Annotated in this window: 15 protein-coding genes; all 15 read left to right on the forward strand. The window is 37.3% G+C overall.

Translation table 11 applies throughout. From position 1 onward, the window contains the following. Window positions 1–6: 6 nt before the first annotated feature. The 15 genes from BW727_RS00445 (at window position 7) to BW727_RS00505 (ending at window position 14,019) form a co-directional block, all read left to right on the forward strand. Window positions 7–1,344, forward strand: coding sequence for a site-specific DNA-methyltransferase (locus tag BW727_RS00445; protein WP_077795677.1), 1,338 nt, complete (start codon window positions 7–9; stop codon window positions 1,342–1,344). Beyond that, window positions 1,325–4,045, forward strand: coding sequence for a DEAD/DEAH box helicase family protein (locus tag BW727_RS00450; protein WP_062467867.1), 2,721 nt, complete (start codon window positions 1,325–1,327; stop codon window positions 4,043–4,045). Before BW727_RS00445 ends, BW727_RS00450 begins: the two co-directional genes overlap by 20 nt. A gap of 145 nt (window positions 4,046–4,190) precedes the next feature. After that, window positions 4,191–4,562: a helix-turn-helix domain-containing protein gene (locus BW727_RS00455; RefSeq protein ID WP_062467868.1), complete on the forward strand. Its 372-nt coding sequence runs from the start codon at window positions 4,191–4,193 to the stop codon at window positions 4,560–4,562. Between the two features lie 3 nt (window positions 4,563–4,565). Then, window positions 4,566–5,342, forward strand: a complete 777-nt coding sequence (locus BW727_RS00460; protein ID WP_062467869.1) for an ImmA/IrrE family metallo-endopeptidase — start codon at window positions 4,566–4,568, stop codon at window positions 5,340–5,342. 200 nt (window positions 5,343–5,542) lie between these two features. Then, window positions 5,543–6,340 (forward strand): helix-turn-helix domain-containing protein, encoded by a 798-nt coding sequence (locus BW727_RS00465; RefSeq protein ID WP_062467870.1) that lies wholly within the window; start codon window positions 5,543–5,545, stop codon window positions 6,338–6,340. A 10-nt stretch (window positions 6,341–6,350) separates the two neighbouring features. Then, window positions 6,351–6,533, forward strand: coding sequence for a hypothetical protein (locus BW727_RS00470; RefSeq protein ID WP_062467871.1), 183 nt, complete (start codon window positions 6,351–6,353; stop codon window positions 6,531–6,533). Between the two features lie 110 nt (window positions 6,534–6,643). After that, entirely contained in the window at window positions 6,644–6,784 is a 141-nt protein-coding gene (locus tag BW727_RS10565) for a hypothetical protein (protein ID WP_156179544.1), read from the forward strand. Between the two features lie 142 nt (window positions 6,785–6,926). Next, window positions 6,927–7,424, forward strand: a complete 498-nt coding sequence (locus BW727_RS00475) for a sigma-70 RNA polymerase sigma factor region 4 domain-containing protein (RefSeq protein WP_062467872.1) — start codon at window positions 6,927–6,929, stop codon at window positions 7,422–7,424. A gap of 64 nt (window positions 7,425–7,488) precedes the next feature. Next, a complete protein-coding gene (locus BW727_RS00480; protein ID WP_062467873.1) occupies window positions 7,489–7,704 on the forward strand; it encodes a hypothetical protein in 216 nt (71 codons plus the stop codon). After that, window positions 7,673–7,990: a hypothetical protein gene (locus tag BW727_RS00485; RefSeq protein WP_062467874.1), complete on the forward strand. Its 318-nt coding sequence runs from the start codon at window positions 7,673–7,675 to the stop codon at window positions 7,988–7,990. The genes BW727_RS00480 and BW727_RS00485 overlap by 32 nt, the downstream gene beginning before the upstream one ends. After that, window positions 7,983–9,113: a DUF2800 domain-containing protein gene (locus tag BW727_RS00490; protein WP_062467875.1), complete on the forward strand. Its 1,131-nt coding sequence runs from the start codon at window positions 7,983–7,985 to the stop codon at window positions 9,111–9,113. Before BW727_RS00485 ends, BW727_RS00490 begins: the two co-directional genes overlap by 8 nt. Before the next feature lie 16 nt (window positions 9,114–9,129). Beyond that, entirely contained in the window at window positions 9,130–9,684 is a 555-nt protein-coding gene (locus BW727_RS00495; RefSeq protein WP_077795679.1) for a DUF2815 family protein, read from the forward strand. A gap of 10 nt (window positions 9,685–9,694) precedes the next feature. Beyond that, entirely contained in the window at window positions 9,695–9,847 is a 153-nt protein-coding gene (locus BW727_RS10570; RefSeq protein WP_156179545.1) for a hypothetical protein, read from the forward strand. Continuing rightward, on the forward strand, window positions 9,828–11,771 hold the full coding sequence (locus BW727_RS00500) for a DNA polymerase (protein ID WP_062467876.1): 1,944 nt from the start codon (window positions 9,828–9,830) through the stop codon (window positions 11,769–11,771). Before BW727_RS10570 ends, BW727_RS00500 begins: the two co-directional genes overlap by 20 nt. A gap of 13 nt (window positions 11,772–11,784) precedes the next feature. Continuing rightward, on the forward strand, window positions 11,785–14,019 hold the full coding sequence (locus BW727_RS00505) for a phage/plasmid primase, P4 family (RefSeq protein WP_062467877.1): 2,235 nt from the start codon (window positions 11,785–11,787) through the stop codon (window positions 14,017–14,019). Window positions 14,020–14,103: the final 84 nt, after the last annotated feature.

Below are 14,103 nucleotides of genomic sequence, written 5' to 3' on the forward strand. Positions count from 1 at the left end.
ATTTGAGTGTACCACGAATGGCTTATTTATTTGTCTAGCTTAATTTTACAATCGGCGTATAATTCGAATTTCAAATTATCAACATGGTTATTATTTTTAAAAAATCGACTTGAAATAGCAAGTGAATTAATTACAAATGATGGCACGATTTGGATTCATGTTGGAGAAGATGGTATGCACTATTTAAAGGTTTTAGCAGATTCAGTTTTCGGCCAAAATAATTTTGTAGGAACATTACCACGGAAGACTAGGGAAGGCAAAAATGATGTACCCTTTAATTTTAGTCAAGATTTTGATTTTATTTTAATATATAGTAAAGCTGATAGAAAAGATTCTGTAATTCAACGGAAAATATATAGAAGTTATATAGAAACAGATGATTTTCCTAATAGACCATGGAGAAGGGGCGACATAAAGCAACAAAAGAATTATAAAGAAAGACCTAACTCATATTTTGACATGGTTAATCCAAAAACTGGAAAGGTCTATGAAGTAGATAAAAATGCAGTATGGCGAGTTACTAAAGATACTTTTCAGAACTGGTATAATAATGGGTATATAGGATTTCCTGATGATTATGACTTTATGAATGGGGAAGTACCTTTTAGAAGATCATTTAAAGATGAAGATGATATAAAAGATAAAGAAAAAGGACCTGCTGTATTTTCCGATTATTTATTAAAAGATTTTACCAAGCAATTAATGGGGAAAGGCAGAACTGCGAAGAATGATATTATCGAAGATGGCGAGTTTAATTATGCAAAGCCCGAAAGCTTAATGCAGCAAATTATTGAGGTAGGAACATTTGAAAAAGACATCGTCCTCGATTTCTTCATGGGATCCGCCACCACACAAGCAGTAGCCATGAAGATGAATCGCCGTTTTATTGGCATCGAACAAATGGACTATATCAATACCGTTTCTGTGCCTCGTCTACAAAAAGTGATGGAAGGCGAACAAGGTGGTATTTCTAAAGATGTTAATTGGCAAGGTGGAGGATCATTCGTCTATGTCGAGCTTATGGAAAAATCTAAAGGTTATTTAGAATCTGTATTAGAAGCCAAGGATACAGACAGCTTGAAACAAATTTATCAATTAATGTTAGATAATGTTGACTTGGATTTCCGTGCGGATTCAGAACAAGTTCAGGAGATGCTGATTGATGCCATTTCATTGGCAGATAAGAAGCGTTTGTTAGTAAAGGTAATCGATAAAAATCAACTCTATTATAACTACTCTGAGATTGATGATGCTAACGTGCGAGACTTAATTAGCGATACTGATTATGCTTTTAATCAGTCATTCTACAAGGAGGAAGAATACCATGGCCAAGAAGACCAGTAATAAGACTTTGCCACTTCCTTTATACGATGAATTACTAAAACTTGACCAGGATGTCTTTGTCAGTGCGACCGCTTATGATCATCCTACTTATTTGACAGACAATATGGTTCATACCTTTCGTTATTATCAAGAAGACGCCTTAAGATTCTTCCATAATTCGCAGACCCTAGATCAATTTCAATACCGTCATCCCAACCATGTGTTATTCAATATGGCAACGGGGTCAGGAAAAACAGATTTAATGGCTGGTTTGATGCTTTATCTTTTTCATGAACATGGTTATCAGAATTTTTTGTTTGTGGTGAACACCAATTCGGTTTTGAACAAAACCATCGACAACTTAACCAATCCTCAGTCAGATAAGTATCTCTTTCAACAATCTATCGAGATTGAAGGAGAGCGAATCAGAATAGAAAAAGTCAGTCAATATCCACGTCAACCTCAAGAAAATGTTATTTATTTGAAGTTAGCGTCTATTCAATCAGTCTTTAATGACTTATTTACTCAACGGGAGAATACAATGGGTTTAACGGATTATTCCCGTCATAAAGTCGCAGTTTTAGGAGATGAAGCCCATCACTACTCTGCCTCAACCAAGAAAGAGAAAGAGGAAGAAAAATCATGGGAACGAGCGATTGATTTAATTCTAGCAGCCCACCCTGATAACCGTTTATTGGAATTTACTGCTACGATTGATCTGGATAATAAAAATGTCTATGCCAAGTATAAGGATAAGATTATTTATCGCTACACCCTAGACCGGTATATTAGTGATCGCTTTTCAAAAAATGTCAAGCGAATCCAGTCGAGTAATACCGATTTAGACAATATGATGAATGTCGTCCTCTTAAGTGAATTTCGTCGGCGCTTTGCTTTAGAGTATCATGGCAGTCAAATTAAACCGGTGATTTTATTTAAATCTCCTAAAATTGTTGATTCTAATGAAGCAGAAGTTAAATTTAAAGAGTTAATTATTCAGCTCTCTGCGGAAAAGGTGGAAGACTTTATCCGTTTCCGTTCTCGTATCAGCGATGATGAACAAAGCGAAACCTTAAGTCGAGCTTATCAGTATTATTTAGCTAATGAAGACGACCTCCCTCAAATCGTTCGCGAAATGAAGCGTCAGTTTTCTCCGAGCCGGATCATTAATGCCAATGACAGCGACCGCGGCGCAGGTATGTTAGAGAAAGGACAGTATGAAGCCTTAAATAGTTTGGAAAGTCCCTCTAATCTCTATCGGGTTGTATTCGCCGTAGCAAAACTGACAGAAGGTTGGGATGTACTCAATCTCTATGATATTGTCCGTATTTCTGATACTGAAAATGCTAAAGGAACCAAAACATCTACCATGGCAGAGGCTCAGCTGATAGGGCGAGGGGCTCGGTATAATCCCTTTGAACTTGAAGGGGAAATTAGTTATCAACGACGGTTTGAAGATGATGGTCGAGACAGCTTGTTATTAGAAACCCTTCACTACCATACAGTCAATGAACCCCAATACTTGAAGAACTTAGTCGCTGCTCTTAACGAGATGAACTTGCCGACAGGAGAAGATAAGAAAAACCCGTTATTAGAGGTTAAAATAAAACCATCCTTTAAACGCACCAAACTGTGGAAAGAGGGTGCAATCTACTATAATGAGAAGGTTGAAGTAGATGACACCTATTATGATAACTTAGCCAAGTACGGTATTGACAATCAATCGGATATCACCCTCAACTGGAAATTTACTGCGAAAGAAGTGACATATCGATCCAATCAAGTATATGAAGACTACAGAGACACCCATGTGGTCGCGGTTGAATTGGACAAACGATATTTTGTGAAAGCAATGAATCGTCTAACGTTTTATCATTTTAGTAATCTCAAAAAGTATCTGCCTCAACTTGAATCTCGTGAAGCCTTTTTAGGCGAGCAATGGCTGAATATCTCTAACAGAACGCTCTATGCGGTAGTGCCGGCTATGTTTTCTAGAAAAGATTTCAAAGCAGAAGAAAAACTTGAAATATTAGAGCAGTATCTAATGGAAGTCGCTAAGAAAATTCAAACGGGGTATCAAAAAGCGATTGGAACCAATAAATTTATCGGTTATCCTATCAGAGAATATGTGGCTGATTACCGCAAACGCATACCCAATTATGATACCAGTTCGATGCGATTACTTGATAAACCTGATCCTCAACAAGTAAGCCGTCATATTATAAAAGAAGATTTCTTTGTTTATGATTCTACGATTGTTAATCTAACTGAAAAGCAGTTGATTGATCGTATTGCAGAAAGAGTGAGTGAGCTTAAAGAAGAATATGAGCATGTATACTTAATTCGTATGGATGAGAATATGCATCGGGAGTCTGTGAAAAGCGATGCTTTAAAGCTTTATCAATTTGGTGAAAAAGTTCGAGAGCGTCGTTTTGAAGCTTTTCAACCTGACTTTATTCTTTTGTTGGAGAATACTGACCAGTATCTGCAGATTTTCATTGAACCAAAAGGCATCAATTTATTAGAAAAGGAACAATGGAAAGAAGATTTATTAATGTACATCAATAGCCATCAAGCTGATTTAGTATTTGAAGATCAAGTAGATGGATTAGCAATAAAAGGACTAAGATTCTATACCATGAATGATGGCAGGTCGACAATGAATCAATTGAGTAAAATGACATTAGGTAAGTCATTTAAAAGTCTTTCTTTAGAAAATTAATAAAATTGCTCTTTTCTATTCAAGTAATAGAAGAGAGTTTTTTTTGTATACGCCCTTGAAATTAAATATAAAGTAATGTACAATAAAAATAAGCTAATTAGCTAATTTGTATTAAGGGGAGGTGCCCATCGAAAGGTGGGAAGTCATGGATAATTTCGGAGACTATTTGTCAAAACTACGAAAGGATAAAAAAATTACATTAAAATCAATGGCTGGATTGCTAGGAATCACATCACCATATCTCAGCGATGTTGAGAAAGGACGTAGAGATTCATTTGATATTGATAAACTTAACCAAATTGTTGATATTTTAAGCTTAACAGAAGATGAGGCGAATAAATTAATGAATCTTGCAGGTGACCAAAGGCATAATATAGCACCAGATCTTCCTGAGTATGTTGCAGGTAAAGACTATATTAATGCTGCTTTGAGAAGAGCAAAAGATATGGGGGCTGGAGAGGCTGAGTGGTTCGAATTTATTAAAAGTTTAGAAAATAAAAGCAATAAGGATGTTTGATTTATGTTAGACAAAATTGGATATGTTTTTCCTCATAAGAAAGATAATGTACCGGTACTGAGCTTAAGTAATATCGAGGACCTTACTAGTATGATTGTTGCTGATTACAATTCTGAATTATTAGAAACCCCTACTCCATTTGATGTAGATGATTTCATTGAATTCTATTTAGAATATAATATTGAAGAAGTTCATTTGTCCAAGAATCAGTGTTACTTAGGTAGGTGTGTTTTTAACGATAGCGACGTTATACCGATATATTTACCTGAGAAAGATGATGTTACTTGGTTAACCAATAGATCTAAAACGATTTTATTGGATGCCCGTTTATCTGAACAACCAAATATGAATCATTTACGAAGATTTACTTTAATGCATGAAGCTGGTCACGCAGTGCAGCATCAAAAATACTACTCTGATACACAGAACCAGCTTGCTCTTTTTGATGTTGATGATTATACATCTGAAAAATTAAATAAAAACGCATCATCAAGACCAGAGAATGTTTTAACTTTCGGTGAAAGAAGGAGACTAGTTACAGAAGAAGATTGGTTAGAGTATCAAGCGAATACTTTTGCTTCATATATGTTAATGAATAAAAGAAGTTTTTCAAAGTTTTTAGAGAACCAGTCGTACTCAAAATCGTGTTCACGACTCCAAAGACTATTAATAATTCAAGAAATTTCATCGGTTTATCAGGTATCGAATGATGCTGCTGCCATTAGACTCTCTATACATGATAAGCAATTGGAAAATGAACAACAAGTGAGCTTGTTTTAAAATATGCAAGTTCATATTTTTTTAAACTAAAAGTTAGCAAAAAAGCTTATTTGACTTAGTTGGTAAGGCTTATATTTTGTTAGTTTTACACAAGTGTCAATAAAGTAAAATCATTTTACGTTAAAGTCAATTAAAATATATGTTTGACATCTGAGTAAAGTTTTTATATAATGTATTCGAAAGGGTAAAGAGGTGGTTTAATGGACACAAGATTTAATTCAAAAATGTTTTTTGACAATATCTATTTTTTAATTAAAAAGCGTAACGAAAAAATTGGTGATCTAGAGTCTACTGCAGGCGTCAGTACAGGATATATTTCCAGAACCAGTAAGGAGAGTGGTGCCAAGCCAGGTATTGATTTTATCATTAGTGTCGCTAGTTACTTAAAAATAAGTATAGACACTCTATTGACAGTCGATTTATCTTCATTGACTCCTACTGAATTGTATCTTGTTTCTTTCTTTGAAAAGCTTAAAAGTGACACGGTAAATGATAAGTTAGGTTGGGAGAAAAATTCCTCTGATTCTTTAAATTACGAAGAGCCTGACTTGAATGGCGTATTATCACACCCATTGATGAATTATGAGACTTTTTATGATTTATCAGAATCTGAATATCCAGAAGAAGTTACACGTAACGTTATGGTTTCTAATGCTTTTGGTCATCATACCGTCATAGCTGGGGATTGTTTTAGCTTGAATATGGCTAATAATACGACGCTACATCTTATGAATATTTGTAAGACAATCCATAAAGTGAATGATCCAAATGCCAGAGCAGTAGAAGTTTGGATGACTAATAACTCAGGAAGTCAAGTGTATATTGGAAGTAATATGGAGGGGATGAATCTCAAATATATAATTGATGATTTGTATCAAACAATCGTTGAAAATTTAAAGTATCCCAAATTAAATGATTCAATTCGTTTTGCTATTGAATCTTATATGGAAAAGGGTATACAACCAAATGACATTGATTATAGTGATTTACCATTTTAGGAGGGAGTAAATGATTAAACAGCCAATTAGAAATTTAAGTAGTAGTAAAACTGTACCAGAAAGATTGTTTGATGCTATTGTCCATGAAGATGGGAAAGTGGAAATTGAAATTAAACAGAAGAATAATCTATTAAAAGTCCCATGGGAAGACATCCTTTATCAAATCGACAAAGCAGTAAAACATAATAAGTAAGAAGTTATCTTAAAAATACCCCCACATTGGTGGAGTATAAAAAAGAAGCTATCTATTGACCGATTAGGGTTCAATGGATAGCTTTTTTTATTTTTCTAAGGAGAATGTAAATGGATGAAATTAGAAATAAGAACGGCAAGAAAGTATGCGCTATTGATAAGAAAGCAAAAACCATTGAAATTGTAAAAGGTAAAGCAATTACAATCATTCAAATTTTAGCAAATGGTGAATTTAAAGTCTTAAATAAATAATTTAATAATCCGCAGAACCGCTAGACGGGCAGGATTCAATATCAAAGCAAGTTAGAGCTTTGTTATTGAATTGTGCCCGTCTTTTTCGTTCTACGGATTAAGGCGTCCTCTGCGGATTAAACATCCAAGGAGGAGCAAAAAAGTGAAACAGTATAAACCGTTAACAGTGAAGTATATAGGGAAAAGTGGCAAAGAAATTGAGTTAATGATTGAGGAGTTCCCAGATGACCAGGAATTAATAATAGCTGTGAGTGATTCGAACTATCAGGCTGAGTGGAAAACAGAGCTACTAGATTTTTATTATGAAGAAAAGCTGAATGATAGGAAACAATCCAGAAGTGATCGACATAGGTCTTATGAAGATATAAGTCGTGAGGATTATAAAAATCGTAAATTACAAAAAAGAGTTATTGAATCGAATATTGATGTGGAGTCCCAGGTATTAAGCAGAATATGGATGAATGAGTTAACGAGTATCTTATCTGACCGGCAGATATATTTGATACAAAGATGCCTAATTGATGGAGAAAGTTACTCAAGTATCGCACGAGAAGAAGGCAAAGATGAATCTGCGATACGAAAAGCAGTCAATAGAGCAAAAATCAAATTAAAAAAATATTTTCAGGACCGTCCGAATTAGGTCACCCAGGTGGCTAATAGTGAAGGGAAAGAAAAGAGATTCCCTCAGAGAGGAGGAAACCCAAATGTCGAACCAGTTAAATATCAAGACACTACGTTCACCAACGGATCATGCGGTGCAAGTAAAAAAGGCGACCTTTCGTCAACGCTTATTAAAGAAGCTACTGGGAGATAGTCAGCGAGTCACGATTATTGTTCCTGGTGATCAAGTATCCAATATAACAATTGAAGAAACGGAGGAAAACAAACATGGCGATGATGAAACAGCTTTACCAGTTTAATGAGGAATTTCAAAATTTATACGATTCTTGGCAACACTTTTATAACCAGATGCAAACAGATAACCCAGATCAAATGACACTCGATGATTATTCAATTCCTGATGAGCAAGAAGTGGTTAGTCCTATTAGCTTTGATGCCATTCAGGGACATTTAGTAGAGAAAGCACGAGATGGATTTGGTTCAGAAATTCGAGACCTAATTGTAGCCCATGGCGCAAACAAGTTGAGTGATATCCCTGCTAAAGACTATCCAAAATTATGGCAGGAGGTTGATGCACTTGGGTAGTAAGAAACACGCGCTACTCTCTGCATCAAGCTCCCAGAAGTGGTTAAACAATCCAAAGATTGCACGGCTTGAAGAAATTGCAACTGAGGAATATAGGGTGGATGATTCTAATGTCTACGCTGAAAAAGGAACAATTGCTCATGCCCTTGCAGAGGCAAAGCTACAAAGCGCATTAGGGAAACAGGTGTCTACTCCCAAATCTTCTTATATTGATGAGGACATGGAGATGTATACAGATGACTATGTTCAATTCGTTCAGGAACGGATCTATCAATTTAAGCATAAACCGCTCGTGCTTATCGAACAGCGTCTCGACTTCACTGAGTATGCGCCTGAAGGATTTGGTACTGTCGACTGTGTATTAGTGGGAGATGGAACTATTCAAGTCATCGACTTTAAGTACGGAAAAGGCTACGTGAAGACCGAAAATAATACTCAAATGATGTTATATGCCTTAGGAGCTATCCAAATGTTCGATGGTATCTATGACATTCAAGAGATTTACATGACCATCTATCAACCTCGAATTGGAAACATCGATACTTGGGTGATTGATAAAGAGGCTCTTCTTGATTGGGCTAATGGTGAGTTAAAAGAAAAAGCACAATTAGCCTATGAAGGAAAGGGTGATTTTGAACCTGGACCATGGCTTCGCTTAACGAAATTGAGAGCTATTTCTAAAGATCGAGCAATTCAACTATTAATGCTTCAAAAGTACGAATTGAAGAAAGCTCATCTATTGACCGATGCAGAGATTACAGAGATTCTGCCAAAGTTAGATGATTTGATTGATTGGGCTAAGTCATTAAAAGAGTACGCTGAACAACAAGCCATCGACCATCAAAAGCAATGGCCTGGTTTTAAGTTAGTGGAAGGCCGAACCACTCGAAAATATATGGATGTAGCTTTAGTGGAGCAACGAGCAAATGAAAAAGGTATTCAAGATATTCATGAAGTGAAATTAAAGGCTCTAACTAAATTAGAGAAACAAATCGGTAACAAGAAATTTAATGAAATATTTGGTGATTTGATAATGCGCTCAGCAGGTAAAATACAGTTAGTCCCAGATAGTGATGGACGACCAGCCATTGTCAGACACGATGTTAAAGAAGACTTTAAATAGAAAAGGAGAAAAATTTATGTCAAATATGAATTCAACGAAAGTCGTTACAGGTGAAGTGAGATTAAGCTATGCAAACGTCTGGGAACCACGTGCTGCCATGAATGGCGGAAAAGAAAAATATTCTGCATCATTAATTATTCCAAAGTCAGATACCAAAACTATTGAGGCTATTGAACGAGCCATTGATGCCGCGATTGAACAAGGAATTGGAAAGTTTGGAGGCAAGAAGCCTAATAAAGCAGCTTTAAAATTACCATTACGCGATGGGGATATCGAGAAAGAGGATGTAGCATATCAAGAAGCTTACTTTGTGAATGCCAATGCTGTACGTGCACCACAAATTGTTGATGAGTTGGTGAATCCAATCCTGGATCGTTCAGAAGTTTATTCTGGTGTTTATGCGCGAGTGTCTATCCATTTTTATGCTTATAACGTGAACGGCAATCGTGGTGTAGCCTGCGGTCTAGGGAATATCCAGAAAATTCGTGACGGAGAACCATTAGGTGGTGGATCCTCTGCGAGTTCAGATTTTAAACCACTTTCTGATGCAACGGATGATTTCTTAGCATAGGAGGGAATAAATGGGTGAATTGATTTTTTGGGTAATTATCGGAGTAATTTGGTTAACCATTATTTTAGATATGGGAACGGACATAATAATCTCAATTCTTAGACGTTGGAATGAATACAAACTAGAAGTAAAGAGGATGAAAAATGAGGACAATCAGTATTGATATAGAAACATATTCGTCTGTAAATTTATCGAAATGTGGAGTTTATAAATATGCCGAGAGTCAGGACTTTGAGGTCCTGCTCTTTGGCTATTCGATTGATAGTGGACCGGTTGAGGTGTTGGACATAGCTTTAGGCGAAGTAATACCAGACCATGTACTTAATGCTTTATTAGATGAGACTGTGGAAAAGTGGGCATTTAATGCAAATTTCGAACGTATCTGTTTAAGTCGATTCTTGGGATACCCACCGGGACGATATTTGGAACCAAGTGGATGGTATTGCTCTATGGTGTGGTCGGCTTCTCTAGGTTTACCTCTGTCATTAGAGAAAGTTGGTGAGGTACTAGGACTAGAACATAAAAAGATGCAGGAAGGTAAGCGGCTGATTCGATACTTTTGCACACCCTGTAAACCCACGAAAGTGAATAAATGCCGAACAAGGAATCTCCCAGGTCATTCTCCACAAGATTGGAAATCTTTCAAAGAATATAACTTCAGAGATGTTGAAGTGGAATTAGCAATCCAGCGTCGTCTGTCTAAATTTCCTGTCTCAAGTGAGGAATGGAACTACTATCACCAAGACCAGAAAATTAATGATTTAGGTATTGAGGTTGATATGGATTTGGTAGAAGGAGCAATTTATTGCGGCAGACAAACGAGAGAGCATCATCTTCAAGAAGCTAAAGATTTAACAGGCTTAGAGAACCCAAACTCACCCCTTCAATTAAAAGAGTGGCTCAATCAACAAGGGTGTCCCATCGAATCTATGGCAAAAAAAGCAGTGAAAGAGGCTTTAGAAACTTCAAAGGGAAAGAACAAGCAAGTGCTCGAACTCCGGCAAGAACTTTCGAAGTCGAGTGTGAAGAAATATGATGCGATGCTATCAGTGACGGGATTGGATTCCAGAGCACGAGGACTTATCCAGTTTTACGGAGCCAATCGAACCGGGCGTTATGCTGGCCGCCTGATTCAAGTACAAAATCTCCCGCGTAACTACCTAACTAATCTAAAGGAAGCTCGTAATTTAGTAAAAATGAAAGATACCAAAAGTTTGGAACTATTATTTGGTTCAGTATCTAATACCTTATCGGAATTGATCCGAACAGCTTTTATTCCCAAGAAGGGTCATCGATTTATCGTAGATGACTTTTCTTCCATCGAAGCACGAATCTTAGCATGGCTATCCAAGGAACAATGGCGACAACAAGCTTTTAAAGCAGGGAAGGATATTTACTGTGAGTCTGCTTCCCAGATGTTTGGTGTTCCCGTTGAAAAGCATGGAGTGAATAGCCATCTCCGTCAAAAAGGGAAAATTGCTGAATTAGCTCTCGGTTATGGGGGTTCTGTCGGCGCACTTAAAGCCATGGGAGCCATTGAGATGGGGATAGAAGAAGGAGACCTAAAACCACTAGTTGATGCCTGGCGTCAAGCGAGTCCCAACATAGTCGATTTCTGGTGGTCAGTGGATCGCTGCACAAAAGAAACAGTGAAAGGACGGATGCTAACTGAAACGCATGGGCTTCGTTTTATCTATGAATCGGGAATTTTATTTATTGAGTTACCTTCCGGACGTCGGTTAGCTTACTGCAAGCCTCGCATCGGAACCAATCGTTTTGGAGGAGAATCAGTTATTTATGCGGGAATAGGGACTGGCAATAACTGGCAAGAAATTGAATCCTATGGAGCTAAGTTTGTCGAGAATATCGTACAAGGCATTGCACGAGATATTTTAGCTGAATCCATGTATCGACTAAAAGATTATCGCATCGTAATGCACGTCCATGATGAAATTGTCTTGGAAGTTCCAGAAGACCAATCTAGTATTGAAGAAATATCAACCATCATGAGTAAACAGCCAGAATGGGCTCAAGGTTTAGAACTTGGAGCCGATGGTTTTGAATGTCACTTTTATCAAAAAGATTAACAGGAGGGAAAAGATGAATTTATATTGTTCAGTCACGATTGGAAATCATCGGGCTACCGTATTTCCACATCAAGTCAGTGTCGATTCAAAAGAAAAATTAGAACAAGCAGCAGCTTATGATCATGTTGCTGCTGCCTATGAAAATAACTATCGATCGGTGGGAAATTTTAAGGTGTCAAATGTTGTTGTACTAGATTTAGATAATGATCACTCTGATAACTCAGAGGATTGGATTGAGATGAGTGACTTTATTACCTACTTTCCTGATGTCAAATGTTATTTAGTAACGAGTCGAAACCATCAAAAGAAGAAAGGTAGTTTATCAGCTCGGCCTCGCTTTCATGTGTATTTTCCGATTGAGGAAGTTTATGATGCGCAAGATTATAAACAGTTAAAAGAATCCATTGTCGATTACTTTCCCTACTTTGATCGCAATGCTTTAGATAGCGCGCGTATGACATTTGGGGTGGCCAATCCTGAAATAGTCCACTGCGCCGGCAATCAAAAGGTCTGCAGCTTTATCCGACTATTTCCTTCATTTGAGTCATGGGCTCATGACCAGACTTCGATACCAGAAGGGTCTCGGAATAGTACGATGAGCCATTATGCTGGACGACTTTTAATTCGCTTAGGAAATACCAAGGAAGCACGAGAGCAGTTTGAACAAAAAGCATTAGATTGTTCACCACCTTTATCGGAAGAAGAATTGAATAAGATTTGGCAGTCTGCTTTGAATTTTGGAGAGCGTGTGTCTCAGGATCCTAATTACATTCCACCGGACCAATTTAATGTGACCTATCAATATAAACCCACAGACTATTCAGATGTGGGCCAAGCTTCTGTATTGGCAGAACACTTTTCTCATCAGCTTTGCTATTCTCCTTCAACGGACTTTCTAGTGTATAACGGGAGTTATTGGGACGAGTCAAAGTCTCAAGCTGTTGGGGTTGTAAAAGAACTGACGAATAAACAACTTGAAGAAGCAGGAAATAAAATCAATGAATACAGACAGCTTCTTGAAAATAACGGCGGAATGCAATTGCTTGCTTCCATGAGTAAGAAAAAAGCCCAAGAAGCCATGACGAAAGAGCAGGCTGTTATCATGCGAAATCTCGAAGGAGCTTTAGCGTATGAAGATTTTGTGCTCAAACGACGTGATAATCGATACATTCAATCCGCATTAAATGTGGTACGTCATCTTGTAGAAATTGAACAAGGTGAATTAGACCAGGGTGAGTTTTTACTTAATACACCTTCTTATACGATTGATTTAAAAACAGGAGAGCTGTTAGCGCACCGGCCAGAAGACTTTATTACCAAACAAACTTTAGTGGACGTATCGGACAAAGGAGAGAAATATTGGTTGGATGCTTTAGATACTTTTTTCCAAGAGGATCAAGAATTGATCGATTATGTTCAGAAAATTGTCGGACTGGCGGCGAATGGCAAGGTATACGTGGAAGCCCTTATAATTGCCTATGGAGATGGCCGCAATGGGAAGTCTACCTTTTGGAATGTGATTGCCAAAGTCCTAGGTAGCTATTCTGGGAATCTATCGGCGGATTCATTGACGATGAAGCAACAAGGTAATGTGAAATACGAACTGGCAGAAGCAAAAGGAAAACGCCTCTTAATCTCTGCCGAACTTCAAGAAGGGATGCGACTCAACACGTCTGTCGTCAAAAAGTTATGCTCCACTGATGAGATTTTCGCGGAGAAAAAGTTTAAGGATCCCTTTTCTTATACGCCGAGTCATACATTGGTCCTTTACACCAATCACCTTCCAAAAGTAGGCGCCTTGGATGAAGGAACATGGCGACGATTAATTGTTATTCCCTTTGAGGCAAAGATTGAAGGAAACAGTGATATTAAAAACTACGCGGATTTTCTTTATCAAGAAGCCGGCGAAGCTATCTTAGCTTGGGTAGTTGAAGGGGCACAGAAGGTCATTGCTGAAGATTATAAAATTTCGCAGCCTCAAAAGGTAAAAGATGCGGTTGCTTTTTATAAGGAAACGAATGACTGGTTCCATCATTTCATAATGGATTGCTGTGATGTTAAAGAAGGGCTCATAGAAAAATCAGGAAGAGTCTACGAGGAATATAGAGCCTATTGTCACCGTTCTGGAGAATTCCCTAGAAGCACGACTGATTTTTATACAGCTCTTGCCTCAGCGGGATTTGAACGGAAGAAGACCAATCGTGGTACTTTCATCCATGGATTGAAATTACAAAGTGAATTTTTATAAAGCTTGATACAAAGGGAAAGTGACACCCAGTGACGGCTATTTCTATACCTATTTTATATAGAGCAAAAATTAAAATTATATATA

This window comes from Jeotgalibaca dankookensis (assembly GCF_002005405.1).
GTDB classification, from domain to species: domain Bacteria; phylum Bacillota; class Bacilli; order Lactobacillales; family Aerococcaceae; genus Jeotgalibaca; species Jeotgalibaca dankookensis.

Bases quoted from the DNA above. Each gene is read 5' to 3' on its own strand.
- BW727_RS00450 (WP_062467867.1), top strand. From the start codon at position 1,325: ATGGCCAAGAAGACCAGTAATAAGACTTTGCCACTTCCTTTATACGAT.
- BW727_RS00455 (WP_062467868.1), top strand. From the start codon at position 4,191: ATGGATAATTTCGGAGACTATTTGTCAAAACTACGAAAGGATAAAAAA.
- BW727_RS00460 (WP_062467869.1), top strand. From the start codon at position 4,566: ATGTTAGACAAAATTGGATATGTTTTTCCTCATAAGAAAGATAATGTA.
- BW727_RS00465 (WP_062467870.1), top strand. From the start codon at position 5,543: ATGGACACAAGATTTAATTCAAAAATGTTTTTTGACAATATCTATTTT.
- BW727_RS00470 (WP_062467871.1), top strand. From the start codon at position 6,351: ATGATTAAACAGCCAATTAGAAATTTAAGTAGTAGTAAAACTGTACCA.
- BW727_RS10565 (WP_156179544.1), top strand. From the start codon at position 6,644: ATGGATGAAATTAGAAATAAGAACGGCAAGAAAGTATGCGCTATTGAT.
- BW727_RS00480 (WP_062467873.1), top strand. From the start codon at position 7,489: ATGTCGAACCAGTTAAATATCAAGACACTACGTTCACCAACGGATCAT.
- BW727_RS00485 (WP_062467874.1), top strand. From the start codon at position 7,673: ATGGCGATGATGAAACAGCTTTACCAGTTTAATGAGGAATTTCAAAAT.
- BW727_RS00495 (WP_077795679.1), top strand. From the start codon at position 9,130: ATGTCAAATATGAATTCAACGAAAGTCGTTACAGGTGAAGTGAGATTA.
- BW727_RS10570 (WP_156179545.1), top strand. From the start codon at position 9,695: ATGGGTGAATTGATTTTTTGGGTAATTATCGGAGTAATTTGGTTAACC.
- BW727_RS00500 (WP_062467876.1), top strand. From the start codon at position 9,828: ATGAGGACAATCAGTATTGATATAGAAACATATTCGTCTGTAAATTTA.
- BW727_RS00505 (WP_062467877.1), top strand. From the start codon at position 11,785: ATGAATTTATATTGTTCAGTCACGATTGGAAATCATCGGGCTACCGTA.